Origin of the sequence: Sediminicoccus sp. BL-A-41-H5 (genome assembly GCF_050632405.1) — a bacterium.
GTDB lineage: Bacteria > Pseudomonadota > Alphaproteobacteria > Acetobacterales > Acetobacteraceae > Roseococcus.
Window position 1 is genome coordinate 2,699,985 of sequence record NZ_CP192601.1, and the last position, 26,446, is coordinate 2,726,430.

Consider the following 26,446-nt stretch of genomic DNA (forward strand, 5'->3'; position numbering starts at 1 on the left):
CCCCCTGAACCCAGGGGGAAACATCATGGATCTCGGCATCAAGGGCCGCACCGCCATCGTCTGCGCGGCCTCCAAGGGGCTCGGGCGCGGCTGCGCCTTCGCGCTGGCGCGGGAGGGCGTCTCGCTCGTCATCTCCGCCCGTGGCGGCGAGGCGCTGGAGGCGACCGCGGCCGCCATCCGCGCCGAGACCGGCGTCCCGGTCACCACCGTGCAGGGCGATGTGACGACCGAGGCGGGGCGCGCAGCCCTCTTCGCCGCCTGCCCGGAGCCGGACATCCTGATCACCAATGCCGGCGGGCCGCCGCAGGGCGAGTTCTCGCAATTCGAGCTGGATGACTGGCGCCGCGCCGTCGAGGCCAACATGCTGACGCCCATCGCGCTGATCCGCGCGGTGCTGCCGGCCATGCAGGCGCGCCGTTTCGGCCGGGTGCTGAACATCACCAGCTATTCCGTGAAGATGCCGATCGGGCGGCTGGAGCTCTCCAACGGCGCGCGTGCGGGCCTGACCGGGGCGCTGGCCTCGCTGGCGCGGCGGGTGGCGGCGCACAATGTGACGATCAACCACCTGCTGCCGGGGCCCTTCGACACGGACCGCGTGCGGGGGAACTGGGAAGCGGTGGCCAAGGGTGGCGGGGGCGATGTGGCGGAGCTGGAGCGGCGGGCCATCGCCGGCATCCCGGCCGGGCGGCTTGGCACCGCCGAGGAATTCGGCGCCTTCGCCGCCTTCCTCTGCTCCGCCCATGCGGGCTTCACCACGGGCCAGAGCATCCTGCTCGACGGCGGCTCCTATCCGGGGACTTTGTAAAAGCCCTCAGACGCCGGGCGCGCGCTCCGCGCGCTTGGCTTCGGATCGCTGAAGCGATCCGCCGGCCCCACGTGCGGCCGGATATGTCGTTGTTGTGCCCTCAGACGCCGGGCGGCTGGTGCGCCGGGCCAATAGCCTGTTGGGCGGCGCCGGCCGCTGTGCGGCAGGATTCGCTGAGGTCAACGCCTTTCCTGCCTTCGCGGAGCACCGGCCGAATCGGCCCCTGCCCCCGATGCGCCGGGTGCAATCCTGACACGCGCCGGAAACACTCCTGCCTCCCCCCGGGAGATTCCGGCATTTTCCCGTGACCCCCCGGGGGGCTTTCGGCGGGGTTTCCGGCGCCCCCGGGGAGAGACGCGAAAAAACTTCGCCCATTCGGGATTTCCCGCTTGCATGCTGGTGCGACTGGCCCTACATCGCGCCTCACAAGACGCAGTACGCACGTGCCTCTGGCCCCAGGCCCACGGAGCTGAGCCCCGAATAAGGCTTGCCACCGCGGCGCAAGGTTTACGCAACGACGTCAAGCGTTCTGGCAACCCCGTGGCTTACCCCACGGTCTTCTTCTGGTCGCTGGTTCGTTCGACCGTTTCGTCAATCTGGGGCCACCCCTGACGGGGTCGGTTCCACTTGTTTGTGGAGTATCGTGCGATGACCCCCAAGGTCGCTCGCTACCTGGCGGACACCCAGCCGGCCACGCCCTGCCTCGTGCTGGATGTGGACCGCGTCGCGCAGAATTTCGCTCGCCTCCAGCAGGCGATGCCGCTGGCGCGCATCTACTACGCCGTGAAGGCCAATCCGGCCGCCCCGATTCTCGACCGGCTGGTGGGGCTCGGCTCCTTCTTCGACGCCGCCTCCTTCCAGGAGGTCGAGATGTGCCTGGCTTCGGGCGCCGCGCCGGATTCCATCTCCTACGGCAACACCATCAAGCGCGAGCGCGACATCGCCGCCGCCTATGCGGCCGGCGTGCGCATGTTCGCCTTCGACAGCGAGATGGAGCTGGAGAAGCTCGCGCGTTCCGCGCCGGGCAGCCGCGTCTATTGCCGCATCCTCGTGGGCAATGACGGCGCCGAATGGCCGCTCAGCCGCAAGTTCGGCTGCGAGGTCGAGATGGCGCGCGCGCTCATGATCCGCGCGGCGGAGATGGGGCTCGACGCCTTCGGCCTCTCCTTCCATGTCGGCAGCCAGCAGACCAAGACCGTCGCCTATGAGGCGGCGATCGCCAAGGTCGCCATGCTCTTCACCGACTTGGCCGAGGCCGGTGTGAAGATCCGCATGGTGAATCTCGGCGGTGGCTACCCCGTGCGCTACAAGGCGGAAGTGCCCGAGATCGATGATTTCGGCTCCGCCATCATGGGCGCCATGGCCGAGCATTTCGGCAACGCGATCCCCGAGATCGTGATCGAGCCCGGCCGCTTCCTGGTGGCCGATGCGGGCGTCGTCTCGTCCGAGGTGGTGCTGGTCAGCCGCAAGGCCGAGAATGATCCGGTGCGCTGGGTCTATCTCGACATCGGCCGCTTCGGCGGGCTGGCGGAGACCGAGGGCGAGGCGATCAAGTATGCCTTCCGCACCCCGCATGACGGCGCCAGCGACGGCCCCGTGACCATCGCGGGCCCGACCTGCGACAGCACGGACACGCTCTACGAGAAGAGCAACTACCGTCTGCCCATGGCGCTGACGGCGGGCGACCGCGTGGAGCTGCTGGCCACCGGCGCCTATGTGACGACCTATGCCAGCCAGAAGTTCAACGGCTTCGAGCCGCTGGCCGAACACTACATCTGAGTTGATCGGGGGCGCTTTTGGCGCCCCCGGTTACCCCGCCGCGCGCGCCACCGGCGCCCAGCGCGCCGTTTCCTCCACCACGAAGGCCAGCATCTGCGCCCCGGTCATGTTGCCGAGCGAGGCCAGGCCCAGCGCGTCCATCCGCTCGCGCACCACGGCCTCCTGCATCGCGGCCTGGCAGACCTCGTTGATGCGCGTGGCGATGGCGGGCGGAATGCCGGCGGGGCCCGCCAGCAGGAACCAGTTGTTCGCCACCACCGAGGGAAAGCCGGATTCGCGCACCGTTGGCACGCTCGGAAAAATCCCGATGCGCTCGGCGCTGGTGAAGGCGAGCGCCCGCAGCGAACCCTGCCGCACAGAACCCGCATGCGCACCGATCGTGTCCCAGAGCGAGGTCACATCGCCCGAGAGCACCGCCGCCTGCGCCTCGGGCGCGCCGCGGAAGGGCACATGCAGCAGTTTCACCCCGACGGCCTGCTCGAAGAGCATGCCGGCCAGGTGGCCGATGGAGCCGGCGCCCGAATTGCCGAAGCTGATGCCCTCCGGCCGCGCGCGGGCGGCCGCCGCGTAGTCCTGGATGGTCTGGTAGGGGCTTTGCGCCCGCACGGCACAGACGATGGGCGCGCCGCCGAACATCGTGATGTAGGTGAAGCTCTCGGGCCGATAGGTGATGTTGGCCATGAGCGTCGGCGCCACCGTCAGCGGCCCGGTGTTGGTGATGAGCAGCGTGTGGCCATCGGGCGCGGCCTGCGCCGCCTGGGCCGTGCCGACCGAACCACCCGCGCCGGGCCGCGCCTCCACCACGAAGGGCTGGCCGAAGGCGCGCTCCAGCCGCTCGCTCATCAGGCGCATCACCACATCCGTGGTGCCGCCGGGGGAATAGGGGTTGATGACGCGCACCGGGCGGCTCGGCCAGGCCGGTTGCGCCGAGACGGCGACGGGCGCGGCGAGCGCGCTGCCCAGGATGAGGCGACGGGACAGGGGCATGGGCTCACTCCTGCTGAAAGGCGCGGCAGAAACCGGCAAATCCGGCGCCGCCCCTCCCGTGGAGCGAAATTCATGCCAGGGCGTTCAGCCCTTCCCGGCGACCACCACCATGGCGGGCTTCAGCAAGCGGCCGTTCAGCGTCCAGGCGCTGGTCCAGGCCTGGAGCACGGTGCCGGGCTCCACGCCCTCGGGGGCCGGGGCCTCGCTCATCGCCTGGTGCAGCTCGGGGTCGAAGGGCTGGCCTTCGGCCGGCTTGCGATGCACGCCGTGGGTTTCCAGGCGCTGCAGCAGGAAGCGCTCCACACCCTCGAAGCCGCCGCGCATCTTGCCGATGATCTCGGCCTCGCCCTCTTCGGCCTTGGGCAGAAGGTCCAGGCCGCGGCGCAGGTTCTCGGCCACTTCCGTCATGTCGGTGGCGAATTTCTGCACGGCGTAGTTGCGCGCCTTCTCCACCTCGTCCTTGCCGCGGTTGCGGACGTTCTGGACCTCGGCCTCGGCGCGCAGCCAGCGGTCCTTCATCTCGGCCAGCTCGGCCTCGAGGGCGGCGATGCGCTCCTCCGGCGTCGGTGCGGGCGGGGGCGCGTCAGGGGTCTCCGGCGCGGCTTCGGCCGGGGAAGGGTTGGGTTGTTCGCTCATGCCTCAGAGGTAGGCGCGTGGCGGCGCGGGATCAACCCAGCAGCCGGCCGATGACCCGCGCGGTGTAGTCCACCACCGGGATCACGCGGCCGTAATTGATGCGCGATGGCCCGATCACACCGATGGCGCCCACGATCTTCTCCTGCCCGTTGCGGAATGGGGCCACCACCACGGAGAGGCCCGCGGTGGAGAAGATGCCGCTCTCGGCGCCGATGAAGATCTGCACCCCCTCGCCCCGCTGGGCCAGTTCCAGCAGCTTGAGGGTGGTCTCCTGCGCCTCCAGCCGCTCGAACAGGGCCTGGATCTCCTGCACGCGGGCCAGGTTCTCCATGTTCTCCAGCAGCCGCGCCTGGCCACGCAGGATGAGCGAGCCGCTACCGCCGCCCGCCCAGGTCGCCATGCCGGCCTCCACCACCTGGGTGGTGAGCGCATCGAGCGCGGTGCGGTTGGCGGCGATCTCGGTCATGACGTTGGCGCGCGTCTCGTCCAGCGTGCGGTCGGAGAGGCGGGCGTTGAGATAATTGCCCGCCTGCACCAGCGCGGAGGGCGGCAGGCCCGGCGGCACCTCGATCACGCGGTTCTCCACGCGGCCATCGCCCTGCACCAGCACCACCAGCGCGCGGCCGGGGCCCAAGGGCACGAATTCGATATGGCGCAGCGGCGCCTCGCCCTTCGGCGCCACGACGAGGCCAGCGGCCCCCGCGAGGCCGGAGAGCATCTGCCCGGCTTCCGCCAGTGTATCCTGGAGCGAGCGGCCATGCGCCGCGCAGCGGGCGGCGATCTCGGCGCGCTCCTCCTCGGCCAGGTCGCCGAATTCCAGGAGGCCATCCACAAACAGGCGCAGGCCCTGCTGCGTCGGCAGGCGGCCGGCGCTGGTGTGCGGGGCATAGAGCAGGCCCGCCTCTTCCAGATCCGCCATCACGTTGCGGATGGAGGCCGGCGAGAGGTTCAGCGGCAGGCGGCGGGAGAGGGTGCGGCTGCCCACGGGCTCGCCGGTCGCGACATAGACCTCCACCAGCTCGCGCAGCACGGCGGTCGAGCGGGGGTCCAGGGCGCTGGTGGCGATACTCGGCACCGCGACGAGGGGTGTCTTGAAGGGGGTGTGCATCGCTTCTGATAGCTTGGTTGTCCGGGAAGCGTTGGTCAACCTTTGCGCGGCAACCACTGGTCATGCGGCCCCGCTTGTGCTGAGTGCCGCCGGAGAAACCCTGAGGATTGCCCGAACATGCGCCCATCCGGCCGCGCCCCCGACGCCCTGCGCCCGATCTCGATCGAGACCGGCATCGCCAAGCATGCGGAAGGCTCCTGCCTCATCCGCATGGGCAACACCGAGGTGCTCTGCGCCGCGAGCCTGGAGGCGCGCGTGCCGCCCTTCCTGCGCAACCAGGGCCTGGGCTGGGTGACGGCCGAATACGGCATGCTGCCGCGGGCCACCCACACGCGCGGTGATCGCGAGGCGGCGCGCGGCAAGCAATCCGGCCGCACGCAGGAGATCCAGCGCCTGATCGGCCGCAGCCTGCGCGCCGTGACCGATCGCAAGGCGATGGGCGAGATGACGGTGACGCTGGATTGCGACGTGATCAACGCCGATGCCGGTACGCGCTGCGCCGCCATCACCGGCGCCTGGGTCGCGCTGCACCTGGCCTTCCAACATGCGAAGCGCAACAACATCATGAGCGCCATCCCGCTGACGGACCACGTCGCCGCCATCTCCTGCGGGATCGCGGGCGGCGAGGCGATCATCGACCTCGACTATGCCGAGGACAGCACGGCGGATGCGGATGCGAATTTCGTGCTCGCCGGCAATGGCAACCTGATCGAGGTGCAGGCGACGGCCGAGGGCGCGCCCTTCAGCGAGGCGCAGTTCCTGGCGATGCTGGACATGGCGCGCGATGGCGTGGCGCAGCTCGTCGCGGCGCAGAAGGCCGCCGTCGGCCTGTGAGGAAACTCGCGCCGGGCCAGCTGGTGCTTGCCAGCCACAATGCGGGCAAGCTGCGCGAATTCTCCGGGCTGCTGGCCCCGCATGGCCTGGAGCTGATATCGGCCGGCGCCCTCGGCCTGCCGGAGCCCGCCGAGACGGGCGCGACCTTCGTGGCCAACGCCAAGATCAAGGCGCAGGCGGCGGCGCGGGCGACCGACCTGCCGGCACTGGCCGATGACAGTGGCCTCGCGGTCGCAGCGCTGGGTGGCGCGCCGGGCGTCTATACGGCGGATTGGGCCATGCGGCCGGACGGCACGCGCGACTATGCCGCCGCCATGGCGCGCATCGCGGCCGAGGATCGCAGCGCGCGGCGCCGCTGCGCCTTCGTGGCCGTGCTTGTGCTGGCCTGGCCCGATGGCCACAGCGAGGCCTTCGAGGGGATCTGCGCCGGGCATTGGGTGGCGCCGCCGCGCGGCGCCCAGGGCTTCGGCTATGACCCGATGTTCGTGCCAGATGGCGCGACCCTGACCTTCGGCGAGATGACGCCGGAGCAGAAGGCGCGGCACAGCCACCGGGCGCGGGCCTTCGCCGCGCTGGCGAAGGGGTGTTTGGCGTAACCGAGGGGCCAGCCCCTCGGGCTGCCCGGCAGGAAACTCAGTTCCTTGGTGGGTGAGCGCGAGAGGGCAAAGCCCTCTCGCAACAACCTCAGCTTGCCTTCTTCAGAAAGCCCGCAAAGGCCGCCTGCGCCTCCGGGCTGCGCAGCCGCTCGCCGAAGCTCACACGCTCCGCCGCCATCGCGGCCTTCACCGCCTCCATATGCGGCGCGCGGATCAGGCGCTTGGATTCCTGCACCGAGCCGGGCGGCAAGGCGGCGAGCGTGGCCGCCATCTGCGCCGCCGTCGCCTCCACCTCGTCATCCGCCACCGCGCGCGTGGCGAGGCCGGCGGCCGCCGCATCGGCGCCGCTGAAGCCCGCACTCGCCAGCAGCCACCAATTCGCGATGGCGGGGCCGACGCGCGCGGGCATGAGCAGCGAGGACCCGGCCTCGGGGCAGAGGGCCAGGCGCGTGAAGGGCATCATCAGCCGCGCCGTCTCGCTCGCCACCACCACGTCGCAATGCAGCAGCATGGTGGTGCCGATGCCGACCGCATTGCCGCGCACGGCGGCGACGACGGGCTTCCGGAAGGCCAGGATGGCCTCGAGGAAATCGAAGGCGGCGCCGGGGTCCTTCGGGTCGCGCTCACCGGCCTTGGCGAAGTCGCCAATGTCGTTGCCCGCGGTGAAATCGGCGCCGCCAGCCAGCAGCACGACATTCACCGCGTCATCCGCGGCGGCGGCGTGCAGCCCGGCGGCCATGGCGCGGTACATGTCGCGGGTGAGGGCGTTCTTCTTCTCCGGCCGGTTCAGGCGGATGGTCATGACGGCGCCGTGGCGCCCGGTCAGCACATGGTCGGTCATCGCGTTTCCCCTTTGCTGGGGGGAATTAGATCAGAAGATCGCGGCGAAGGGGAGGATGCGGATGGGGGCTCCGGGTGCCAGTTCCGTGATGCTTTCGGGCAGTTCCGCGAAGCCGTCGGATTGGGTGAGCGAGGTGAGGAGGCCGGCCCCCTCGCGCGGGAATTTCTCCGCGACCAGGCCGGTCTCCTCTTCGCGCAGCGTCACACGCACATATTCGCGGCGGCCCTGCTTCTTGCGGTAGGCGAAGCCGCTCACGGCCGGCACGCGCAGCAGCGCCTCGGGCGCGGCACCGGCCAGCCGCAGGGCCAAGGGCCGCACCAGGTGCAGGAAGGTGACGACGGCCGCGACGGGATTGCCCGGCAGCCCCACCATGGGCACGCCATTCACCACGCCCATCGCCGCCGGCCGCCCCGGCTTCACGGCGAGGCGCCAGAAGACGAGCCTGCCCGCGCCCTCGATCGCGGCGCGGACGTGATCCTCCTCGCCGGTCGAGACGCCGCCGGAGGTGACCAGCAGGTCCTGCGTGGCACTCGCGCCATGCAACGCGCGGGAGGTTTCGGCCGCGTCATCGGGCAGGATGCCGAGATCCGTCACCTGCACGGGCAGCCGCGCCAGTATGGCCATCAGCGTGAAGCGGTTGCTGTCAAAGGTCTGCGCCGGGCCGAGCGGCGCGCCGGGCGAGGCCAGTTCATCGCCGGTGGAGAAGACGCCGACGCGGAGCATCGGGCGCACGGAGAGCTGCGCGAAACCCAGCGCGGCGGCGAGGCCGAGCTCCGGCGCGCGCAGGCGGCGGCCTTCGGGCAGGGCCAGGCTGCCGGCCGCGACATCCTCGCCGGCCGGGCGGGCATTGGCACCGCGCTTCAGGCCCGGGGGCAGCAGCAGCGTTTCGCCGTCGAGGCGCGCATCCTCCTGCATCATCACCGTATCCGCGCCTGGGGGCATGGGCGCGCCGGTGAAGATGCGCGCAGCGGTGCCGGGGGCGATGGCGGTGCCCGCATGCCCGGCGGCGATGCGGCCGGCCAGCATCAGGCGCGTCTCGCCCTCGGGCGCGAGGTCGGCATGGCGGAAGGCATAGCCATCCACCGCCGAGTTGAAGAAGGGCGGCAGCGGCGTCTGCGCGACCAGCGGCGCGGCGAGGACGCGGCCCAAGGCTTCGCGCAGCGGCACGCCCTCCGCGCCGGCCAAGGGGGCCACGCGCTCCAGGATCAGCGCCTGCGCCTGCTCCACCGTGAGCAGCGGTCCCCCGAAGGCGAAGCAGTCATCGGAGAGCTGGGCCATGGCTCAGCGATAATCCACCGCGAGGCGCAGCGCGGCATCGGCGATGGCGGGGATGTCGTCCAGATGCACCCAGCCGGGCGCGCCGGGGGGCGGCGCCACATCGCTCGCCACCAGGCCGATGCGGGGATCCTCCAGGTGCAGCCAGGGCTTGCCGTTGGCGGCGCGGTGCACTTCGATCTTCGGATGCGCCTCGCGCTTGAAGCCCTCGATGATGACGAGGTCCACCGGGGAGAGATGGGTGAGCAGCTCGGCAAGGCCGGGTTCCGGCGCGTCGCGATGCTCCGTCATCAGCGCCCAGCGCTTCGCGGAAGCGACCAGCACCTGGGAGGCGCCGGCCGCGCGGTGTTCGAAGGAATCCTTGCCCGGCTTGTCCACGTCGAATGCGTGGTGCGCGTGCTTGAGGGTGGAGACGCTGAGCCCGCGCCCCCGCAATTCCGGAATGAGCCGGGTGAGCAGCGTGGTCTTGCCCGCGCCGCTCCATCCCGCGAGGCCGATGATGCGCATGGGGCCTTTCAAACCCCCATGCGCGGCGCGTCAAGCACCGCGTCGCGGAGCGCGCCAAGCACCGCGTCGCGGCGCGCGCCAGGCACCACGTCGCGGAGCGCGCCTGGGACCATTCTCAGAAGCGATAGGCCACGCCCGCCGTGATGGTCTGGAAGGTGGCGAAATTATAGGTCGTGTCATTGTCCACGCCGCCCGTCAGCATGCGCCAGCCGAGCGTCGCCTGCCATTGCGGCGTCAGGTCGAAGCCGGCGCGCAGGCCGAGATCCACCGCGCTGCCCTGGGAGGCGGCCAGCCCATCCACCTCGCCCATCAGGCTCAGACGCGGGGCCACGCGCCAGTCGAAGCTCGCATGCAGCAGTGGTACGAAGCCGACATTGGAATCGGCGCGCGTAATGCCGTTCTGGCTGAGCCGGATCTCGGCGTCGCGGATCAGGCCGGTGAGGCCGACGCGCAGGCGGAAATCGGGCGTCTGCACCAGGGTGTAGCGATAGGTGGCGCGCCAGGTGTCGAAGCGGTAGTCGCCCGTGGTCCGCACGCCCGGCGCGAAGGTGGTGTTGGCGAAGTTGGTCGGGCCCAGCAGCGTGCCCGAGCCCTCGTTGCGCAGATACTGGTAGGCGACGAGGAAGCCGTGCCGCTCCCAGGGGTCCCAGGCCAGCGTCGCGCGGAAGAAGGGCGAGACCGGGTCGCCCTGCAGCGCGTTCAGGTTGAACTGCGTGCCGGTGTTGCCGGGGTTGCGGACCTGATTCTTGGTCTGGAAGGTCGCGCCGGATTCGAGATCCACGCGCCAGGCCTGCCTCTCCTGCGCGGCGGCGCCGAAGGAAACGAAAACGGCCATCGCCGGGGCGATGGCCGCAGGAATACGAAAGCGCATGAGACCCCCCGAGAAAGATGGCGGTCCTGTAACCCAGAACCGCCCTCCCGCGAAGGGAATTCTCGACCTTACTCGGCCGGCTTCACGCCGGAGGGGGCGACGACCTGGCGGGCCTTGGCCATCTCCTGCTCGACCCAGAGGCTATGGTGCTCCTTGGCCCAGTTCAGGTCCACCTCGCCAGAGCCCATCGCGTCGAAGGCGCCTTCCATGCCGACGGAGCCGATGTAGATGTGCGCGATCATCGCCGCCACCATCAGCACGGAGAGGATGGAGTGGATGATGTGCGCGAGCTGCATGTCGGCCACGCCGAACTCGCCCCAGAAGGGGAAGATCAGGAAGTAGCCCGAGGCCGCGACGATGCCGCCGCCCAGCACGGTGATCCAGAACACCATCTTCTGGCCGCCGTTGAAGCGGCCCGCCTTGGGATGGCCCTTGCCGATCAGGCCGCCGCCCATCTTGAACCACTCGATGTCACGGCCGTTCGGGATGTTGTCCTTCACCCAGAGCAGCAGCATGACGACGATGCCGAGCGTGAAGGGGAAGGCCACGAAATTATGCGCGATCTTCCCCCAGAGCGAGATCTCCGCGAAGGTATAGGGGCCGAGGATCGGCAGCAGGATGTGCCGGCCGAAAGTCAGGTTCAGGCCGGTCAGGCCCAGCACGATGAAGGAGGAGGCGACCATCCAGTGGTTCGCGCGCTCCAGCATGTTGAAGCGGCTGATGGTGCGGCCGGACATGCCGCCCTCGATCTTGATGCGGCCGCGCGTGGCGTAGAAGGCGATGAGGATCAGCGCCATGCCGCCCACCGCGATGCCGCCGACCCAGGCCAGCGTCACGTTGTGGAAGTCACGCCAGGCCTTGCCCTGCGGCTGGACCAGCACCTCGGAGCGCGGATCGGGGATCGAGGTGCGGCCTTCGATGCGGCCGCCCTGCAGCAGGCGCTGCATTTCCATCTCGTCGGCGCTGACCTGGCCACGCGCCTGGCCGCCCGGCGCGGGCTGCGCGAAGGCGGGCCCAAGGGAGCCAACCGAGAGGGCGAGCAGAAGCACCAGGAAGGGTGCGAGAATGAGCCGTTTCATGTGCATTCCTCCGGGAGGGTTCGCCCTCCCTTGAAAGACTTGGCCCCGGCTTGCGCCGGGGCCTTATCCGATCAGGTGGTGATGTTCTCGCGATAGGCGGTGCGCCAGCCCCAGGCGCCCGAGCCATAGCCGCGGCGCTGCACGCGCTCGCGGTAGATGGTCGCGATCATCTCGCCATCGCCGGCCAGCAGCGCCTTGGTGGAGCACATCTCGGCGCAGAGCGGCAGCTTGCCCTCGGCCAGGCGGTTGCTGCCGTACTGCGTGTACTCCACGCGCGTGTTGTCCTGCTGCGGACCACCGGCGCAATAGGTGCACTTGTCCATCTTGCCGCGGCCGCCGAAGTTGCCGACGCGCGGATATTGCGGCGCGCCGAAGGGGCAGGCGTAGAAGCAGTAGCCGCAGCCGATGCAGGTGTCCTTGTCGTGCAGCACGACGGCATCGGCCGTCGTGTAGAAGCACGAGGTGGGGCACACCGCCGCACAGGGCGCGTCGGTGCAGTGCATGCAGGCCATGGAGATCGAGCGCTCGCCGGGCTTGCCGTCATTGATGGTGACGACGCGGCGGCGGTTGATGCCCCAGGGCACCTCGTGCTCGTTCTTGCAGGCGGTGACGCAGGCGTTGCACTCGATGCAGCGATCCGCGTCGCACAGGAACTTCATGCGGGCCATGTCGATTCTCCCTTAAGCCGCACGGATCTGGCAGATGGTGACCTTGGTTTCCTGCATGAAGGTCACCGGGTCATAGCCGTAGCTGGTGAGCGTGTTCACCGACTCGCCGAGCACGATCGGGTCCGTCCCCTGCGGGTACTTGGACCGCTGGTCGGTGCCCTGGAACCAGCCGGCGAAGTGGAAGGGCATGAAGGCCACGCCCGGGCCCACACGCTCCGTCACCAGCGCCTTCACGCGGGTGCGGCTGCTGCTCTCGGGGCCCATGACCCAGACCCAGCCGCCGTCGCGAATGTTGCGGGCGGCCGCGTCACGCGGGTTGATCTCCACGAACATGTCCTGCTGCAGTTCGGCCAGCCACTTGTTCGAGCGGGTCTCCTCGCCGCCGCCCTCATACTCCACCAGTCGGCCGGAGGTGAGGATGATCGGGAACTCCGCCGCCAGCTGCGGGCTGCGCGCCTGCACCGACTGACCCAGATGCGGCAGGCGGAAGCCACGCCGGTCGGGCAGGGTCGGGAACTGCGCGATCAGGTCGTTGCGCGGCGTATAGATCGGCTCGCGATGGACCGGGATCGGGTCGGGCAGGTTCCACGCATTGGCGCGGGCCTTGCCGTTGCCGAAGGGCGAGCAGCCATGCGCGATGGCCACGCGCTGGATGCCGCCCGACAGGTCGGTCATCCAGGACACGGCATCCTGGTTCGCGCCACCCACACGGGCGATGCTCTCCTTCTCCGCCACCGTCAGCTCATCGAACCAGCCGAGGCGCTTCAGCACCGCCACGGTGAATTCGGGGTAGCCGTCCTGGATGTCCGAGTCCTTGGACCAGCTGCCCTCGGCCAGCAGCGTCTGGCCGTTGCGCTCCAGGCCGAAGCGCGGGCGGAAGCTGCCGCCGCCATCCTTCACGGCGATGTTCGTGTTGTAGAGGATGTGGCTGCCCGGGTGGCGCATCTCGGGCGTGCCCCAGCAGGGCCAGGGCAGGCCGTAATAGTCGCCGCGGATCTCGGCCGGCGCGTTCGCACCGGCGCGCAGCGTCACCAGGTCGAACTTGTCCTGGTGCTGCTGGTGCAGCTTGAGGCGCGCGGCGGAGATGCCCGAATAGCCCGTGCCCCAGGCGCCGCGGTTGATCTCGCCCAGGATGCTCTCGGCGGTCGGCTCGCCGTTCACGATCTCGTAGGGGCGGAACATTTCCTCCGCGATGCGGTAGGTCATGTTGCGCTTCGTGGCGGCGGCATCGAGCGACTTCGCGAGGTCATAGATCACGCGGTAGTCGGTGCGGCTCTCGAAGATCGGGTCCACCACCTTCGAGCACCACTGCACCGAGCGGTTGGAGCTGGTGCGGCTGCCATTGCACTCGAACTGGGTCGCGATGGGCAGCAGGTAGGTGTTCTCGCGGCGGCCAGAGAGGACCGCGAAGGTCGTCGGGTGCGGATCCGCCACCACGAGCAGGTCCAGCGCCTCCAGGCCCTTCACGGCTTCCGGCATGCGGGTGACGGTGTTGCCGCCATGGCCGAAGACGATCATGCCCTTGGTGTTGTCGCGCTGCTGCACCTGGTCCTTGGGCAGCGTGATCGCGTCGAAGTAGCGCGTCGTGGGAATGCCCGGCGTGTGCATCATCTGCGGCGTGTCGAAGCGCGCGCGCATGCTCTCGAAGGAGACATTCCAGACGCGCGACCAGTGGCGCCAGGCGTTCTCGTCGATGCCGTAATAGGCCGGCAGCGTCGCCACATCGAGGCCGAAGTCGGACGCGCCCTGCACGTTGCAGTGACCACGGAAGATGTTGGCGCCCGTGCCTTCCTTGCCGACATTGCCGGTGGCCAGCAGCAGGATCGAATAGGCGCGGACATTGGCCGTGCCGACGGTCTTCTGCGTGGCGCCCATGCACCAGATCAGCGTGGAGGGCTTCTGCGTCGCGAACTTCTCAGCCACCGCGCGGAGCTGCGCGCCGGGAACGCCCGTCACGCGCTCGACCTCGGCCGGCGTCCACTTCGCGACCTCGGCGCGGACATCGTCCATGCCGTGCACGCGCTGGCGGATGAACTCCTTGTCCTCCCAGTTGTTCTGGAAGATGTGCCAGAGCATGCCCCAGATGATGGGGATGTCGGTGCCCGGGCGGATGCGGACGTAATCCGTGGCATGCGCCGCCGTGCGGGTGTAGCGCGGGTCGATGACGATCAGGTTCGCGCGGTTGGTCTCCTTGCCGGAGAGCACGTGCTGCAGCGAGACCGGGTGCGCCTCCGCCGGGTTCCCGCCCATGATGATCATGGTCTTGGAATTGCGGATGTCGTTGTAGGAGTTGGTCTGCGCGCCGTAGCCCCAGGTGTTGGCCACGCCGGCCACCGTGGTCGAGTGGCAGATGCGGGCCTGGTGGTCCACGCTGTTCGTGCCCCAGAAGGCGGCGAACTTGCGGTACAGATAGGCGCCCTCGTTGGAGAACTTGGCGCTGCCGAGCAGGAAGACCGAATCCGGACCCGACTTCTGCCGGATGTCCATCATCTTCTCGCCGATCTCGGACATCGCGGCGTCCCAGCTCATGCGCTGCCAGCGGCCGCCCACGAGCTTCATCGGGAATTTGATGCGGCGATCGCCATGCACCAGCTCACGCACCGAGGCGCCCTTGGCGCAATGCGTGCCGCGGTTGATCGGCGATTCCCAGGCGGGCTCCTGCCCGACCCAGACGCCGTTCTGCACCTCGGCGACGACCGTGCAGCCGACCGAGCAATGGGTGCAGATGTTCTTGACGCGGGTGACCGGCTGTTCGTGGTTGATCACGCCGGTGGCGGCACCCGAGGCCTCGGCCATGCGGGGCGCGATGCCGGCCAGCGCGGCCACGCCGGCGCCGGCGAGACCCGCCTGCTTGAGGAAGCCACGGCGGTCGAGGCCGCCGGCGGAGAGGCCCTGATAGGCGGAGGCGAGGCGCTGCTTGGCGCGGACCCCGTCGGAGCGCTTGATGAGCATGGTGCGAGTCTTTCCTGTGCTCAGGTTTCGTAGCGGTTGGTGCGGTAGAAGGCCTGCACCGAAGGCGAGTTCGGCTGGTAGCGCGCGGCGGTGCGGGTCGCCGCGTTCTCCTTGCGGGCGTCGCGCGCCGGCACGGAATCGGCGCGCTGCGCGAGTGCCGGCGTCACGGCTGCCGCCGCGGCGGCGGTGCCGAAGCCCAAGGTCTTGAGGAACCCACGGCGCTTGCCGGCCGTCTCCTGATCATTCGCCATGGCGATTTCCCTCTCCCTTCGAAAAACTCAGGCCGGCAGCTCGGCCGCGGCCAATTCCACATCCATCAGCGCGCGGCCCAATTCGCCGACGGGCCGGTAGAACACCGCCGCCTGGGCCACGCACAAATCACTGAAGCAGCGCATCGCCCAGGGGCGGATATGCCGCTGGAACATCGCATCGGCCTCCTCCGGGACGCCGCCGCGGAGCAGGCCCGCCATCACCTCGCAGAGGAAGGCGATGTGGTCCTCGGGCTCATGCACCCCGGCGGAGCGAGCAATGCCCAGCCGCTTGAGGTCCGAGCGCAGCTCGGCCAGCGGGCGCTCATGCAGGAAGCCGGTCAGGTAGTAGGAGGCATAGGGCAGCAGCTCGCCGCGCCCCAGGCCGATGAAGAGGTCGTGATACTCGCGCTCCAGCGCTTCGGGCTTCGCCACGCGGGCGGCGGCGGCGAGCGCGCCCAGCGCGCGGCCGATGGGCGATTCATCCGCCGGGATGGCGGTGAGGCGCGCGAGCAGGGCGGGGTCGGGCACGTCGCTCAGCAGATGGCCGAGCAGGGCGTAGAGATTGGCGCGGCCCTCGCGCAGCGGATCGGCCGCCTGGGCGCTGGGCGCGGGCCAGAGGTCGGGGCGCAGGGCGTGACGGGAGATGCCGGTGGCGGCCTCGATCTCCGGCACGCGCTCGGCGGGCACACCTTGTTGTTTCCACAGGAAAACCGTGCGGCGCGCGACATCGAGCGCCGACTGGAAGGCTTCCATGCCCCCAGCCGCAGTGATGGCGGCGTCAAGCCCGCCTGTCTGCGTTCCCCGGTCCATTGGGATGACAGTGCAGAAATCTTGCACCGGCGTCAACGGGGGTGACGAAAAGGCGGCGCAATTTCAAGGACTTAAATGAGAATGCGAGGCATTCTCAAAAACACCCGGCCTCGAACCGGGCTTTCAGGCTGGCAAGGCGCCGCCATGGCGCCGCCGGGGCGGCGGCGGCGGCTCCTCCAGGACAGGGACTGGCGCCGGCAGGAGCGCCTCGCTGAGGCGGATCGGACTCGGAAGTGACATGTCCTGGCTGTCATCCGGAGCGGGCGGTGCTTCCACCAGATGAGATTCATCGGGCGGCGCGGGATCATCGTCCGAAGCTGGCAAGCCGGCCTCGGCCAGCGCCGCCTCTTCAGGCGGCTTCTCCTCCTCCGGCTCCATCTCGCCGATGGCCTGGTTCACCAGCTTGCGCAGCGCCTCGCCCGTCTCGGCCAACACATTGCTGAAGCCATGCGGCAGGCCGCCAGGGCTGTTGAAGTCCCAGGCGTAGTCCAGCGGGCTCATGTAGTCGCGGATCAGCGGGTCGGCCAGCCAGGCCTTGCGCAGGGCCGCCGTGCGCAGCGCCTGGGGAACCCCGGGTTTCAGGAAGACGGTGAAGTCGCTGCTGGCGTCCAGGCTTTCGATCGGCGGCAGGGTCGAGATGTCGAATTCCGGCTCGGGCGGCGGGGCCTCGGCCACCGGCTCGCAGACCGGCTCCGGCGCGGGCTCGGGCTTCGCCTCCACCACCGGGGCGGGTTCGGGCTCCGGCAGTTCCTCGCCGCGCTTGCGGCGCGACCATCGGCTGAGGAAGCCGAGCTTTTCCGCCTCCTCCGGCATCACACGCGCCCCTTCCGGCCGAGCGAATCGATATCCTGCCGGTCCCGCTTGCGCTTGTGGAATTCGCGCTCGACGTGGTGGGTGGCGACGAAGCTGGCCAGCAGGACCGCGAGGCCGGGCGGCAGGGGCAGCGCCTCGATCAGGTCGGCGGGGCCCTCGGTGTAGATTTCGGCCTCGCCGGGATCCACGGTCACGGCCTGGATGACCATGCCATCCGGCGTCTCGCGCAGCACCACCCAGATGCGCGGCTCTGCGGCTTCCAGATTGTCCTTGTAGTTGGGCGTGTCCGTGCGATGGAGGTGCACCTCGGCCGTGCCGGCGAAGAAGACCTCGCGGCCGTTTTCCTCGCGCAATTTGGTCCAGGCGGGAACGGGGGGCGCCTCCTCGAGCACGGCCAGCGCGCGCCAGACATGGGACTGCCAGATGGTCACGCCGGGCCGCCGCTCGGCCAGGATCGCGACCGGGATGGTCAGTTCCGGGGGAAGAGCCGTGCCGCTCATGCCGCCTTCTCCGCTTCCACCAGCGGCAGGCCGCTGACCAGGTTCTGCGGCTTCATCCTGACGCGCTGCGCGGCATCCATGGCCAGCGCCAGATAGACCGGCCGCCCCTGGGCGCGCTTCACCACCCGCGTCGGATCCTCGAATTCCAGCACGCCGAGCCAGAGGATGCGCGCGAGGTCCGCCTGCTTCACCTTCTTGCCGTCCCAGAGCGCGTTCGCGATGCGCGTGGCCTCCGCATCCAGGCCGACATGCCAGGTCCAGTTGCGGTCCTCGATGACGGGCACGGGCCTGATCCGCACCGTCTCGCCGAACATATGGCGGGTGAAGCGCTCCAGCGCACGGGCCAGGCCAAACTGGCCCTGGCGCGATTCGGCGATATCCAGCGCCATATCATGCGCGTCGGAGCGCGCCTTGTAGCCCGGCGCGTTCTCCTCGCTCAGCACGTCCAGTTCCACCTCGCGCGGCGGCGCGCCGGCTTCGGTCAGCAGGCGGCCCAGCGCGCCCAGGTCGCCATCGGCGTGGCGGGCATCCACCACTTCCTCATCGGCGAGCAGCGTGGCGCCTTGCGTGATGGCGGCGCGCTGGGTGCGGAAGAGGCATTCGGCGGCGCGCAGCGTGAAGGCATCCCCCTCGCCCTCCATCGCCGCGCGGGCGACAAGATGCGTCAGCATTTGCAGGAACAGCGGCGGGATGCCGCCGACATTGCCGCGGAACAGCTTGAGCCAGGCCGCCTCCAGCGTGGGTTCGGCGGCCACCTTGTCGCGGAAGCCGAGGAAGACCTGCCAGTTCTCGGCGGCATCGGGGTCGGCGAGGCCGGCGACTTCCACCGCCGCCAGCGGGTTCTCCATCAGGCGCGCATGCAGGGCGCGCTCGGCGTCGCAGGCTTCCTCGGGGGGGACCAGCTCGGGCCGGGCGAGGAAGGCACGCCAGAGGTCGGAGGTGGCGCGCAGCCGGCCCTCGGCGTCGAGGTCGCAGAGGTGGTGGCCGGAGGCGACCCAGAAATCACCGGGGGAATGCAGGGTCATGGGCGGGCCTTGATGAGGGCGGTGAGGTCGGGCGAATCGGGCGGCGATTCCTCCTCGACCTGGGAGATGGCGAAGACCGGCAGCGCGCCGAAATCATGGTGCGGCGTCTCACGCCGGTGCAGGGTGCGGAAGGCTTCGCGCACCTCACCGCCCTCGTCATGGCTGCGATGGAGCGCGAAGACGGTGCCGGGCGGCTGGTCGCAGAGGGATTCCGCGAAGCCCAGCTCCTCGGCCGCGGCGGCGCGGGCGGCGTCGCGGTCGGGCGCGCCATGCTCGGCCTGGATATGGGCGGCCAGCGCCTCCAGCACCTCGGCGCGGGCTTCGGGGGTGATCTCGGCCACCTCGACCAGGGTGGACCAGCCGAAGCTGGAAAGGCCCAGGAAGCCGCTGCGGAAGGCCTGCTGCCGCTTGCCGTTGAGGCTTTCCGGCGCGTCATCCCAGAATTGGAAGCCGCCAGGGACGGCCCATTCGCCGGGCTCGGCGGCCACAGGGAAGATCAGCGTGTCGGAGGGGTCGAGGCGCAGCGTCCTCAGGAGAGCGGCCATGTCTCTCGCCCTTCCTCGCGGTGGATGACCAGCGCGCCCGTGTTCGGATCAATGCCGCGCTTCACGCCCTTCTGGCCTGCCGCTTCCTCCAGCCGGGCCAGGTATTTCTCGGCCACGCGGCGCGGGCCGCGGGCATTCCATTCATCCATATTGGCCATGAGGTGCCGCGCCCAGGCCTCGGTCACGCCGGCCGGCGTCAGTTCCTCGAAGCCTTCCTCGACCAGCGAGGTCTCGCCCGGGCGCTCGCCGGGGGTGACCGATTCCGGCCAGGCGAGGCGGAGCTCAAAGCCCACCACCATCCATTCGGGGATGTCATCCTCGCTGGCACCTTCCGGCAAGGCCAGGCGCATCTCGCCCACCACGCCGCCATTCACGGCCAGCGTCCCCGGCCAGCGCCAGGTGACGGGCAGCTCGGGCGGCGCGATGGCGGAGAGTGTGTCGGCCAGCGCATTGGCGGCCGCGAGATAGGCGAGGCGCGCCTGGCCCAGCGGGCGGTCGGGCTCCAGCACCACCGCCGCCTCGGCGCGGTTCAGCGCGCGCACCCACACCAGCGTGCCGGCGCCGCTGGCGATGGGCGAGGCCCCCTCGGGCGCCAGCTCCACCGCGCGGGCCATGGCATCGCCGCCCTCGCGCAGCATCACGGGTGCGAAGAGGCTGGGCAGAGGCGGCAAGGTGTCGCCGGTATGCACGCTTGGGTTCCCCCCATCTATCCTGACTTGCGTGTAAGGATATAAGCGCCCGCAACGCCGCCGGGAAGGAAGCCAGCCCCCATGACCGCATCGCGCATCGCCTTTGTGTGCTCCTGCGAGGACACGATGACGCTGGATGGCAAGGCCCTGGCCAAGGGCTGCGCCGCCCAGGGGGCCGAGCTGCGCACGGCGGAACACCTCTGCCGCAGCCAGATGGACCGCTTTCTCAAGGCCTTGGGCGAGGGCCGGCCCGTCACTGTGGCCTGCACGCAGGAGGCACCGCTCTTCACCCAGGAGGCGGAGGAGGTGGGCTTCGACGCGCCCCTCGATTTCGTGAATGTGCGCGAACATGCGGGCTGGAGCAGCGAGGGCGCCGAGGCCGGGCCGAAGATGGCGGGACTGCTGGCGGCCGCCGCGCAGCCGCTGCCGGGAATTTCGCTGGTCTCCATGACCAGCCAGGGCATCGCGCTGATCCTGGGGCGCGATGCGGTGGCGCTGGAGGCGGCGCAGGCACTCTCCGACAAGCTCGACATCACCGTGCTGCTGACGGGCGAGGAGCCGGTGACGCCCGCCCGCCGCGTGGAATTCCCGGTGCTGCGCGGCCGCGCGCGCTCCGCCACCGGGCATCTGGGCGACTTCACGGTGGTGGTGGACGACACCTCCGCCGCCTCGCCGGCCTCGCGCGCCACCTATCTCTGGGGCGAGGGGAAGAACGGCACGCAAAGCCGCTGCGACGTGATCCTGGACCTCTCGGGCCGCCCCGCGCTGTTCCACGAGACCCGCCAGGGCTACCTGCGGGCCGATCCCCGTGATCCGGTGGCCGTGGCCCGCGCGATGGCGGCGGCGGGCGAGCTGGTCGGCACCTTCGACAAGCCGCGCTTCGTAAATTTCGAGCAGGGCCTCTGCGCGCATAACCGCAACAAGAAGACCGGCTGCACCCGCTGCCTCGACCTCTGCCCGACCGGCGCCATCACGCCCTCCGGCAAGGACTGGGTGGCGGTCTCCAACGAGATCTGCGCGGGCTGCGGCGCCTGCGCCGCCGTCTGCCCGACCGGCGCGATCCAGTATGCGCTGCCGCCGGCCGATGCGCTGGCGCGGCGCATCCGCGCCATGCTGCTGGGCTTCGCCGAGGCCGGCGGGCGCGACCCCATCCTGCTGATCCATGACGACGCCCATGGCGAGGCGCTGCTCGATGCCCTGGCGCGCCATGGCGATGGCCTGCCCGCCCGCGTGCTGCCGATCCGCGTGAATGAGGTGAGCCAGCTCGATCTCTCGCTGCTGGCCGGCGCCTTCGCCTGGGGCGCAGCGGGCCTGCGCCTGCTGATGCCGGCACGGCGTGGCCATGGCACCGAGGGCGTGTTCCGCAACCTCGACTACCTGAACGCCGCGCTGGAGGGCATGGGCCTTGGCGCCCGCGCCGCCGCGATCGAGACGGATGATCCCTTCACCCTGGGCGAGGCGCTGGCGGCCCTGAAGCCGCTGCGCACGAGCTGGACGGCGGAGAGCTTCCTGCCCATGGGCGCGCCGCGCGAGGTGATGCGCCAGGCCTTCCGCGCCCTGCATGGCGCGAGCGGAGCCACCGCCACGCAGGTGGCGATGCCGGAAAAGGCGCCCTTCGGCCTGGCCCGCGTGGACACCGAGGGCTGCACGCTCTGCCTCTCCTGCACCATGGTCTGCCCGACCTCGGCCCTCACCGCCAATCCGGACACGCCGCAGCTGCGCTTCCTGGAGGATGCCTGCGTGCAATGCGGCCTCTGCGCCGTGACCTGCCCGGAGAAGGTGATCACGCTGGAGCCGCGCCTGAATTTCTCCGCAGAAGCCGCGCGCCCTGTCATCGTGAAAGAAGAGCCCCCGGCGGAATGCCCGTCCTGCGGCAAGCTGTTCGGCATGAAGTCGAGCGTGGAGCGGGTGAAGGCGAAGCTCGTCGCCTCCGGCCACTGGATGTTCCAGGACCCGGCGCGGCTCGCCATGCTCGACCTCTGCGAGGATTGCCGGGTGACGGCGGCGACCAATGCGGCACTCGACCCCTATGCCACCACCGAGCGGCCCAAGACCAAGACGACCGAGGATTACCTGCGCGAGGCGGAGCGGGCGAAGAAGCTGAACTGACCGTGCCGGTCAGGCGAAACGCAGCATGAGGCTGTTGCGCCCGCTCTCGCTCCGGTAGTCGCGCGCGGTGGTGAAGGCCGCGACAAGGCTGAGGCCAAGGCCTCCCGGTTGCGCCGCCTCCAGGGTTTCTGCCGGCGCGGCGGGCGCGATCGCCGTCTGGTCGAAAGGCTCCGCGTCATCTTCCACCGTAACGCGCAGCGGGGCTTCCTCGATCCGGACCGTCACGGTGATGCCCGCGCCGGCGGCCGGGCGGGCATGGAGGACGAGGTTCGCCACCACCTCCTCCAGGCAGAGCTGGATGGCATAGAGCTGCCGCTCGCCCAATCCGAGGCCGGGCGCCTGCGCCTCCACCCAGGCGGCGAGGCGCGGCATCTCGCCGAGTTCGGCACGGAGATGCAGCTCCCGCACCCTCATCCCAGCGCCTGCGCCTCCGCCTCGGCCAGGTCATGCGCGAGGGGAATCAGGGTGGTGGTGCCGCTCGTCACCAGCACCTCCTCCACCAGCGGCTGCGGGCGGTAGAGCACCATGCGGCCCGCTTTGCCGCGCATGGACTTGGCCCCCATGATCAGCGTGCGCAGCCCCATGGAGGCGAGGAACTCCACCTCTCCCAGATCCACCACCACGGCCCTGTTGGCGGCGGTGACGGCGGCGAACTGCACGTCGATCTTCATCGCACCCATGATGTCCAGCCGGCCCTTGAGACGGATGAGCGCGACGCCGGAGGGCAGTTGCTCGAAGCTGATATCCACGAAGAATCCCCATGCTGGTCTCCGAGCCGCATAGAAGCAGCCCGGCCGCTTGGGGAGTGACAGTTTTATGGCACGCCCTTCAAGGCGCCTGGATCGCCATCTCGATCAGCCGGTCCGCCTCGCGCCGGTCCCGGCGGAACAGCGCCTGGCGCGCGTCATTGACGTAGCCCAGGCGCGGGTCACGCATCGGCTGCCCGGCCAGCGCGGGCTCGGTGCTGCGAGTGAGCATGCGCGTCGCCGTCCGCTCCAGCAGCTCGTTCGCGAGGCCGAGCTGGCCGCGGCGGATCGCCGTCTGCGCCTCCTTCAGCCATTCGCGCGAGCCCGCCAGCTCGCCCAGCGCATCGATCTGGCGGCTGTCGCGATTTTGCAGTGGCACGGAGGGCTCGCCCATGCGGCGCATCTCGCGCTGCTGCTCGGTGATGCTGTCCGTGGCGCGGCTGGCCCCTGGATCAGGCCAGGACTGCGCCAGCGCGGGGCCGGCGAGGATCAGGCCCGCCGCCCAGAGGGAAGATGCGCGCATCTCCCGCCTCAGTAGCGCTGCAGGACGACGGGCGGCGGCGTGACCACCTGCGGCTGTACCGGACGCTCCTGCACCACGACGGGCGTGGGCGCGGGCGGGTTGTTGACGGTGCAGGCGGCGAGAAGGGGCAGGGCCATCAGGGCGGCAAGGGAGAGACGCATGATCGGAACCTCCGGCTCGGCAGCCACCCTTGGCTGCCATGACCCGGAGAACGCGGCATGCCCCGCCGAGGTTGCGCTTGTGGCTCAGCTCAGGCTCAGAACCACGAGCATCACGGTGCCGATGGCGATGCGGTACCAGCCGAAGGGCGTGAAGCCGATGCGGCCGATCACCGCCAGCACCGCGCGCACCGTCACCAGCGCAACGATGAAGGCCGTGACGAAGCCGATGCCGATCTGCCCGAGCCCCTCCAGCGAGAGCTCATGGCGCGCCTTCAGCAGCGAATAGGCCGCCGCCGCCAGCATGGTCGGGATCGCCAGGATGAAGCTGAACTCGGCCGCCGTCTTGCGGTCCACGCCGCAGAGCAGCGCGGTGATGATGGTGGCCCCCGAACGCGAGGTGCCCGGGATCATCGCCAGCGCCTGGCCGAAGCCGATGAGGATGGCGGCGAGCGGCCCGATTTCGGGCACGGAGCGGATGGTGGGCACGCGGATGGTGCGCTCGATCAGGATGATCGCGATGCCGCCCACGATGAGGGCCACGCTCACCACCCAGGGATTGAAGAGCAGCGCCGTGATGGTGCCGTGCAGCGTGGCGCCGATGACCATGGCCGGCAGGAAGGCGAGCGCGATGTTCACCGCGAAATAGCGCTCCGGCGTGCGCGGCTTCCACATGCCGAGCGCGACATCCAGCAGCTTGCGCCAGAAGACGACGATGACGGCGAGAATGGCGCCGAGCTGGATCGAGATCTCGAAGACCTTGCCCGGCGGGCCCTGGAAGTCGAGCAGCTCGCCCAGCAGGATCAGATGGCCGGTGGAGGAGATGGGGAGGAACTCGGTGAGCCCCTCCACCACGCCCATCAGGAAGGCGTCGAACATCAGCGTGTCTCCTGCTCGGCCAGCACCATGTCGTCGCGGTGGATCAATTCGTCGCGGCCGCGCCAGCCGAGGATGGCCTCGATCTCGGCGCTGCGATGGCCGGCGATGCGCACCGCATCCGCCGCGTCATAGGCGGAAAGGCCGCGCGCCAGCTCGCGCCCCGTCTCGTCCTGCACGCTGAGCGGATCGCCGCGCGAGAAATCGCCGCTCACCGCGCGCACGCCCGCCGGCAGGAGCGAGCCGCCGCGCTTCAATGCGCGCGCCGCGCCGGCATCCACCACGAGCACGCCCTGCGGCTGCAGGCTGCCGCCGATCCAGCGCTTGCGCGCCGTGCGCCCCTCGGGCGAGGCGAGGAACCAGGTGCAGCGCTCGCCCTCGGAGAGGCGCTTCAGCGGATGCGGCGCATGGCCCATCGCGATCGCCATGGCACAGCCGGCGCCGGTTGCGATGCGGGCCGCGATCAGCTTGGTCCGCATGCCGCCGGAGGAATAGCCGGGCGGCGGCTCGCCCCCCATGGCCATGATCTCGTCCGTCAGGCGCTCCACCACGGGCAGATGCTGGGCCGCGGGGTCCTTGCGGGGGTCGGCGGTGTAGAGGCCGTCAATGTCGGAAAACAGGATCAGCGCATCGGCCGAGATCATCTCCGCCACGCGGGCGGCCAGCCGGTCATTGTCGCCGAAGCGGATCTCCGCCGTCGCCACCGTGTCATTCTCGTTGATGACGGGCACGCAGCCGAGTTCCGCCAGCGTGGCGAGCGTGGCCCGGGCGTTGAGGTAGCGGCGGCGGTCCTCGCTGTCCTCCAGCGTCAGCAGCAATTGCGCGGCGCGCAGCCCCTGCCCGGCCAGCGCCTGCTCCCAGGCGCCGGCGAGGCGGATCTGGCCCACGGCGGCGGCGGCCTGCTTCTCCTCGAGCTTCAGCGTCTTGCGCGTGAGCCCGAGCGTGCCGCGCGCGAGCGCCACCGCGCCGGAAGAGACGACCACCACCTCGGTGCCGCGCGCGCGGAAGGCGGCAATGTCGGCGGCCACCGATTCGAGCCAGGCGCGGCGCGGCTCCGCCTGCTCGACGAGGAGGGCCGAGCCGATCTTCACGACGATGCGACGGGCGGAGTTCAAGGGCGACATGGCCCGTGTCTCTGCGGCTTTTGCGGCAGGGCGTCCAGCCTCCCCATCCGGCGGCGAAATCCTCTCGACACAACCGGGGCGTGTTCGCATCATCGGGCATGCGCGTCGTCCTGCCCATCCTGCTCCTCGCCCTGGCGGGCTGTGGCAGCAACTCACCCCTCGCCGGCTTCCTGCCCAGCGGCGAGCCCGACCGCCTCGCCATCGCCGAGATCGAAAGCGCCGAGGCCGAGGAAAGCGGCGAGGTGCTGCGCATGGCATTGGGCCGGCGGCGGGCCAGCGCGGTGCTGATCCAGGAGCAGGGCACGCGGCGCATGTGGCGCGCGCCGGGCGGCGTGGTCGTCGCCACCGATGGCGCGCGCGTGGTGGGTACCGCCGGGCTGCCGCAGATGGTGATGGCCACGCGCTTCGATGGCCCGGACCCGCTGACCGACCCGCGCGCCCTGCTGACCCGCACCGCCGAGACGCGGCGCCTGGTGGATGTCTCCGGCGCCTCACGCGATCCCGCAACCATGCGCTTCGGCCTCTCCTTCGATTGCCGCCTGCGCGCGGCCGAGACGGAGGATGGCTACATCCTGGTGGAGGAGCGCTGCCGCGTGCCCGGCCTCTCGCCCGTGGTGAACCGCTTCTGGGCGGAGCGCGACAGCGGCGCGGTGGGCTATGCCGAGCAGTGGATCGGCCCGGGGATCGGCCCGCTCGCGCTCGACTTCCAGCCGGCCGAATGATCGCGCTTTTTTCGCAGCCCGCCTTGCGATAAATTGAAAACACCGCCTCGGGGGAGGCGGCTTTGGGGGTTTTCATCGTGTCGAGCGTCTTCCAGGCCAGCGGGCGGCGCTGGTTGGGGCTGATCGCGCTGTCCGCGCTGGCGGGCTGCGGCACCTCGCGCGCGCCCGCGCCCTCCGGCGTGCCCGGCTTCGGGCCGGACATGCAGCTCTCCTGCGTGCCCTATGCGCGCGCGCGCTCAGGGATCGAGCTGCGCGGCGATGCCTGGCAATGGTGGGACGCGGCGGCGGGGCGCTACACCCGCGCGCGCAGGCCCGCGCCGGGGAGCGTCATCGTGCTGGCCCGCACGCGGCGCCTGCCGACGGGGCATGTGGCCGTCGTCTCGCGCGTCGTCTCCGCGCGGGAAATCCGGGTGGATCATGCGAATTGGGCGAGCGGCGCGGCGCGTGGCCGCATCGCGCAGGACCAGCCGGTGATCGACGTCTCGCCCGGCAATGACTGGACGCAGATCCGCGTCTGGTATCCGCGCATCAATGACTACGGGAACACCGTCTTCGCCGCGCACGGCTTCATCCTGCCGCGCATGCAGATGGCCGGACGGTGAGAAGAAACCCCGCCG

Annotated in this window: 30 protein-coding genes; 7 read left to right on the forward strand and 23 right to left on the reverse strand. The window is 70.2% G+C overall.

The window, feature by feature from the left end; genetic code table 11:
* Positions 1–25: 25 nt before the first annotated feature.
* Together ACQ860_RS13235 and ACQ860_RS13240 are read left to right on the forward strand one after the other, a co-directional pair.
* Positions 26–805, forward strand: coding sequence for an SDR family oxidoreductase (locus ACQ860_RS13235; RefSeq protein WP_431303820.1), 780 nt, complete (start codon positions 26–28; stop codon positions 803–805).
* A gap of 648 nt (positions 806–1,453) precedes the next feature.
* Entirely contained in the window at positions 1,454–2,584 is a 1,131-nt protein-coding gene (locus tag ACQ860_RS13240; RefSeq protein WP_431303821.1) for a type III PLP-dependent enzyme, read from the forward strand.
* Between the two features lie 30 nt (positions 2,585–2,614).
* Here ACQ860_RS13240 and ACQ860_RS13245 read toward each other — a convergent pair whose 3' ends face one another.
* From ACQ860_RS13245 to hrcA, 3 genes are all read right to left on the reverse strand, one after another.
* Positions 2,615–3,571, reverse strand: coding sequence for a Bug family tripartite tricarboxylate transporter substrate binding protein (locus ACQ860_RS13245; RefSeq protein ID WP_431303822.1), 957 nt, complete (start codon positions 3,569–3,571; stop codon positions 2,615–2,617).
* 84 nt (positions 3,572–3,655) lie between these two features.
* Entirely contained in the window at positions 3,656–4,207 is a 552-nt protein-coding gene (locus ACQ860_RS13250; RefSeq protein ID WP_431303823.1) for a nucleotide exchange factor GrpE, read from the reverse strand.
* A 31-nt stretch (positions 4,208–4,238) separates the two neighbouring features.
* Positions 4,239–5,315: a heat-inducible transcriptional repressor HrcA gene (hrcA, locus tag ACQ860_RS13255; protein WP_431303824.1), complete on the reverse strand. Its 1,077-nt coding sequence runs from the start codon at positions 5,313–5,315 to the stop codon at positions 4,239–4,241.
* A 117-nt stretch (positions 5,316–5,432) separates the two neighbouring features.
* Here hrcA and rph point away from each other — a divergent pair, with 117 nt between their 5' ends.
* On the forward strand, positions 5,433–6,149 hold the full coding sequence (rph, locus tag ACQ860_RS13260) for a ribonuclease PH (RefSeq protein ID WP_431303825.1): 717 nt from the start codon (positions 5,433–5,435) through the stop codon (positions 6,147–6,149).
* Positions 6,146–6,745, forward strand: coding sequence for an RdgB/HAM1 family non-canonical purine NTP pyrophosphatase (gene rdgB, locus ACQ860_RS13265; RefSeq protein WP_431303826.1), 600 nt, complete (start codon positions 6,146–6,148; stop codon positions 6,743–6,745). Before rph ends, rdgB begins: the two co-directional genes overlap by 4 nt.
* Positions 6,746–6,833: 88 nt before the next feature.
* Here the strand turns inward: rdgB and ACQ860_RS13270 are convergent, their stop codons facing one another.
* The 14 genes from ACQ860_RS13270 to ACQ860_RS13335 form a co-directional block, all read right to left on the reverse strand.
* The gene (locus ACQ860_RS13270) at positions 6,834–7,586 is read right to left on the reverse strand and encodes an enoyl-CoA hydratase-related protein (RefSeq protein ID WP_431303827.1); all 753 of its coding nucleotides are present in this window, start codon (positions 7,584–7,586) and stop codon (positions 6,834–6,836) included.
* A gap of 30 nt (positions 7,587–7,616) precedes the next feature.
* Positions 7,617–8,864, reverse strand: a complete 1,248-nt coding sequence (locus ACQ860_RS13275; RefSeq protein ID WP_431303828.1) for a molybdopterin molybdotransferase MoeA — start codon at positions 8,862–8,864, stop codon at positions 7,617–7,619.
* 3 nt (positions 8,865–8,867) lie between these two features.
* Entirely contained in the window at positions 8,868–9,368 is a 501-nt protein-coding gene (gene mobB, locus ACQ860_RS13280; RefSeq protein WP_431303829.1) for a molybdopterin-guanine dinucleotide biosynthesis protein B, read from the reverse strand.
* A 115-nt stretch (positions 9,369–9,483) separates the two neighbouring features.
* Positions 9,484–10,203 carry a hypothetical protein gene (locus ACQ860_RS13285; RefSeq protein WP_431303830.1) on the reverse strand — a complete coding sequence of 240 codons (720 nt, stop codon included), beginning with the start codon at positions 10,201–10,203 and terminating at the stop codon, positions 9,484–9,486.
* A gap of 104 nt (positions 10,204–10,307) precedes the next feature.
* On the reverse strand, positions 10,308–11,318 hold the full coding sequence (locus tag ACQ860_RS13290) for a formate dehydrogenase subunit gamma (protein WP_431303831.1): 1,011 nt from the start codon (positions 11,316–11,318) through the stop codon (positions 10,308–10,310).
* Positions 11,319–11,389: 71 nt separating this feature from the next.
* Positions 11,390–11,986 (reverse strand): formate dehydrogenase FDH3 subunit beta, encoded by a 597-nt coding sequence (fdh3B, locus tag ACQ860_RS13295; protein ID WP_213613736.1) that lies wholly within the window; start codon positions 11,984–11,986, stop codon positions 11,390–11,392.
* Positions 11,987–11,998: 12 nt separating this feature from the next.
* Positions 11,999–14,938, reverse strand: coding sequence for a formate dehydrogenase subunit alpha (locus ACQ860_RS13300; protein ID WP_431303832.1), 2,940 nt, complete (start codon positions 14,936–14,938; stop codon positions 11,999–12,001).
* Positions 14,939–14,958: 20 nt separating this feature from the next.
* On the reverse strand, positions 14,959–15,189 hold the full coding sequence (locus ACQ860_RS13305; RefSeq protein ID WP_213613732.1) for a twin-arginine translocation signal domain-containing protein: 231 nt from the start codon (positions 15,187–15,189) through the stop codon (positions 14,959–14,961).
* Between the two features lie 27 nt (positions 15,190–15,216).
* Entirely contained in the window at positions 15,217–15,999 is a 783-nt protein-coding gene (locus tag ACQ860_RS13310; RefSeq protein WP_431303833.1) for a molecular chaperone TorD family protein, read from the reverse strand.
* Positions 16,000–16,122: 123 nt separating this feature from the next.
* Positions 16,123–16,812 (reverse strand): DUF3306 domain-containing protein, encoded by a 690-nt coding sequence (locus ACQ860_RS13315; protein ID WP_431303834.1) that lies wholly within the window; start codon positions 16,810–16,812, stop codon positions 16,123–16,125.
* Positions 16,812–17,312 carry a DUF3305 domain-containing protein gene (locus tag ACQ860_RS13320; protein WP_431303835.1) on the reverse strand — a complete coding sequence of 167 codons (501 nt, stop codon included), beginning with the start codon at positions 17,310–17,312 and terminating at the stop codon, positions 16,812–16,814. The genes ACQ860_RS13315 and ACQ860_RS13320 overlap by 1 nt, the downstream gene beginning before the upstream one ends.
* A complete protein-coding gene (locus ACQ860_RS13325) occupies positions 17,309–18,337 on the reverse strand; it encodes a DUF6352 family protein (protein WP_431303836.1) in 1,029 nt (342 codons plus the stop codon). Before ACQ860_RS13325 ends, ACQ860_RS13320 begins: the two co-directional genes overlap by 4 nt.
* The gene (locus ACQ860_RS13330; RefSeq protein WP_431303837.1) at positions 18,334–18,882 is read right to left on the reverse strand and encodes a DUF6505 family protein; all 549 of its coding nucleotides are present in this window, start codon (positions 18,880–18,882) and stop codon (positions 18,334–18,336) included. Before ACQ860_RS13330 ends, ACQ860_RS13325 begins: the two co-directional genes overlap by 4 nt.
* Entirely contained in the window at positions 18,867–19,571 is a 705-nt protein-coding gene (locus ACQ860_RS13335) for a biotin/lipoate--protein ligase family protein (protein ID WP_431303838.1), read from the reverse strand. The genes ACQ860_RS13330 and ACQ860_RS13335 overlap by 16 nt, the downstream gene beginning before the upstream one ends.
* Before the next feature lie 81 nt (positions 19,572–19,652).
* Between ACQ860_RS13335 and ACQ860_RS13340 the strand changes: the two genes are divergently transcribed.
* The gene (locus ACQ860_RS13340; protein WP_431303839.1) at positions 19,653–21,680 is read left to right on the forward strand and encodes a 4Fe-4S binding protein; all 2,028 of its coding nucleotides are present in this window, start codon (positions 19,653–19,655) and stop codon (positions 21,678–21,680) included.
* Positions 21,681–21,689: 9 nt separating this feature from the next.
* On the opposite strand, the gene ACQ860_RS13345 is transcribed toward ACQ860_RS13340, so the two are convergent.
* From ACQ860_RS13345 to proB, 6 genes are all read right to left on the reverse strand, one after another.
* Complete coding sequence (locus ACQ860_RS13345) at positions 21,690–22,094, reverse strand: ATP-binding protein (protein ID WP_431303840.1); 405 nt, start codon at positions 22,092–22,094, stop codon at positions 21,690–21,692.
* Positions 22,091–22,429, reverse strand: coding sequence for an STAS domain-containing protein (locus tag ACQ860_RS13350; RefSeq protein WP_431303841.1), 339 nt, complete (start codon positions 22,427–22,429; stop codon positions 22,091–22,093). The genes ACQ860_RS13345 and ACQ860_RS13350 overlap by 4 nt, the downstream gene beginning before the upstream one ends.
* 79 nt (positions 22,430–22,508) lie before the next feature.
* Positions 22,509–22,949 (reverse strand): hypothetical protein, encoded by a 441-nt coding sequence (locus tag ACQ860_RS13355; protein ID WP_431303842.1) that lies wholly within the window; start codon positions 22,947–22,949, stop codon positions 22,509–22,511.
* An 8-nt stretch (positions 22,950–22,957) separates the two neighbouring features.
* Positions 22,958–23,110, reverse strand: coding sequence for a hypothetical protein (locus ACQ860_RS13360; RefSeq protein WP_431303843.1), 153 nt, complete (start codon positions 23,108–23,110; stop codon positions 22,958–22,960).
* An 84-nt stretch (positions 23,111–23,194) separates the two neighbouring features.
* Positions 23,195–23,986, reverse strand: coding sequence for an undecaprenyl-diphosphate phosphatase (locus tag ACQ860_RS13365; RefSeq protein WP_431303844.1), 792 nt, complete (start codon positions 23,984–23,986; stop codon positions 23,195–23,197).
* Positions 23,986–25,107 (reverse strand): glutamate 5-kinase, encoded by a 1,122-nt coding sequence (proB, locus tag ACQ860_RS13370; RefSeq protein WP_431303845.1) that lies wholly within the window; start codon positions 25,105–25,107, stop codon positions 23,986–23,988. The genes ACQ860_RS13365 and proB overlap by 1 nt, the downstream gene beginning before the upstream one ends.
* A gap of 98 nt (positions 25,108–25,205) precedes the next feature.
* On the opposite strand from proB, the gene ACQ860_RS13375 reads away from it, so the two are divergent.
* The gene (locus ACQ860_RS13375) at positions 25,206–25,829 is read left to right on the forward strand and encodes a YjbF family lipoprotein (RefSeq protein ID WP_431303846.1); all 624 of its coding nucleotides are present in this window, start codon (positions 25,206–25,208) and stop codon (positions 25,827–25,829) included.
* Positions 25,830–25,891: 62 nt separating this feature from the next.
* Positions 25,892–26,431, forward strand: coding sequence for a CHAP domain-containing protein (locus tag ACQ860_RS13380; RefSeq protein WP_431303847.1), 540 nt, complete (start codon positions 25,892–25,894; stop codon positions 26,429–26,431).
* Positions 26,432–26,446: the final 15 nt, after the last annotated feature.

What these genes read in the sequence shown, in the direction of transcription:
- ACQ860_RS13365 (WP_431303844.1), bottom strand. Translation starts at nt 23,986, where the DNA reads ATGTTCGACGCCTTCCTGATGGGCGTGGTGGAGGGGCTCACCGAGTTC.
- ACQ860_RS13315 (WP_431303834.1), bottom strand. Translation starts at nt 16,812, where the DNA reads ATGCCGGAGGAGGCGGAAAAGCTCGGCTTCCTCAGCCGATGGTCGCGC.
- ACQ860_RS13290 (WP_431303831.1), bottom strand. Translation starts at nt 11,318, where the DNA reads ATGAAACGGCTCATTCTCGCACCCTTCCTGGTGCTTCTGCTCGCCCTC.
- ACQ860_RS13355 (WP_431303842.1), bottom strand. Translation starts at nt 22,949, where the DNA reads ATGCGCGCATCTTCCCTCTGGGCGGCGGGCCTGATCCTCGCCGGCCCC.
- fdh3B (WP_213613736.1), bottom strand. Translation starts at nt 11,986, where the DNA reads ATGGCCCGCATGAAGTTCCTGTGCGACGCGGATCGCTGCATCGAGTGC.
- ACQ860_RS13325 (WP_431303836.1), bottom strand. Translation starts at nt 18,337, where the DNA reads ATGACCCTGCATTCCCCCGGTGATTTCTGGGTCGCCTCCGGCCACCAC.
- ACQ860_RS13375 (WP_431303846.1), top strand. Translation starts at nt 25,206, where the DNA reads ATGCGCGTCGTCCTGCCCATCCTGCTCCTCGCCCTGGCGGGCTGTGGC.
- ACQ860_RS13245 (WP_431303822.1), bottom strand. Translation starts at nt 3,571, where the DNA reads ATGCCCCTGTCCCGTCGCCTCATCCTGGGCAGCGCGCTCGCCGCGCCC.
- hrcA (WP_431303824.1), bottom strand. Translation starts at nt 5,315, where the DNA reads ATGCACACCCCCTTCAAGACACCCCTCGTCGCGGTGCCGAGTATCGCC.
- ACQ860_RS13305 (WP_213613732.1), bottom strand. Translation starts at nt 15,189, where the DNA reads ATGGCGAATGATCAGGAGACGGCCGGCAAGCGCCGTGGGTTCCTCAAG.
- mobB (WP_431303829.1), bottom strand. Translation starts at nt 9,368, where the DNA reads ATGCGCATCATCGGCCTCGCGGGATGGAGCGGCGCGGGCAAGACCACG.
- ACQ860_RS13340 (WP_431303839.1), top strand. Translation starts at nt 19,653, where the DNA reads ATGACCGCATCGCGCATCGCCTTTGTGTGCTCCTGCGAGGACACGATG.
- ACQ860_RS13270 (WP_431303827.1), bottom strand. Translation starts at nt 7,586, where the DNA reads ATGACCGACCATGTGCTGACCGGGCGCCACGGCGCCGTCATGACCATC.
- ACQ860_RS13360 (WP_431303843.1), bottom strand. Translation starts at nt 23,110, where the DNA reads ATGCGTCTCTCCCTTGCCGCCCTGATGGCCCTGCCCCTTCTCGCCGCC.
- ACQ860_RS13320 (WP_431303835.1), bottom strand. Translation starts at nt 17,312, where the DNA reads ATGAGCGGCACGGCTCTTCCCCCGGAACTGACCATCCCGGTCGCGATC.
- ACQ860_RS13300 (WP_431303832.1), bottom strand. Translation starts at nt 14,938, where the DNA reads ATGCTCATCAAGCGCTCCGACGGGGTCCGCGCCAAGCAGCGCCTCGCC.
- ACQ860_RS13330 (WP_431303837.1), bottom strand. Translation starts at nt 18,882, where the DNA reads ATGGCCGCTCTCCTGAGGACGCTGCGCCTCGACCCCTCCGACACGCTG.
- ACQ860_RS13345 (WP_431303840.1), bottom strand. Translation starts at nt 22,094, where the DNA reads ATGAGGGTGCGGGAGCTGCATCTCCGTGCCGAACTCGGCGAGATGCCG.
- ACQ860_RS13240 (WP_431303821.1), top strand. Translation starts at nt 1,454, where the DNA reads ATGACCCCCAAGGTCGCTCGCTACCTGGCGGACACCCAGCCGGCCACG.
- ACQ860_RS13310 (WP_431303833.1), bottom strand. Translation starts at nt 15,999, where the DNA reads ATGGACCGGGGAACGCAGACAGGCGGGCTTGACGCCGCCATCACTGCG.
- ACQ860_RS13235 (WP_431303820.1), top strand. Translation starts at nt 26, where the DNA reads ATGGATCTCGGCATCAAGGGCCGCACCGCCATCGTCTGCGCGGCCTCC.
- proB (WP_431303845.1), bottom strand. Translation starts at nt 25,107, where the DNA reads ATGTCGCCCTTGAACTCCGCCCGTCGCATCGTCGTGAAGATCGGCTCG.
- rph (WP_431303825.1), top strand. Translation starts at nt 5,433, where the DNA reads ATGCGCCCATCCGGCCGCGCCCCCGACGCCCTGCGCCCGATCTCGATC.
- ACQ860_RS13285 (WP_431303830.1), bottom strand. Translation starts at nt 10,203, where the DNA reads ATGGCCGTTTTCGTTTCCTTCGGCGCCGCCGCGCAGGAGAGGCAGGCC.
- ACQ860_RS13275 (WP_431303828.1), bottom strand. Translation starts at nt 8,864, where the DNA reads ATGGCCCAGCTCTCCGATGACTGCTTCGCCTTCGGGGGACCGCTGCTC.
- ACQ860_RS13250 (WP_431303823.1), bottom strand. Translation starts at nt 4,207, where the DNA reads ATGAGCGAACAACCCAACCCTTCCCCGGCCGAAGCCGCGCCGGAGACC.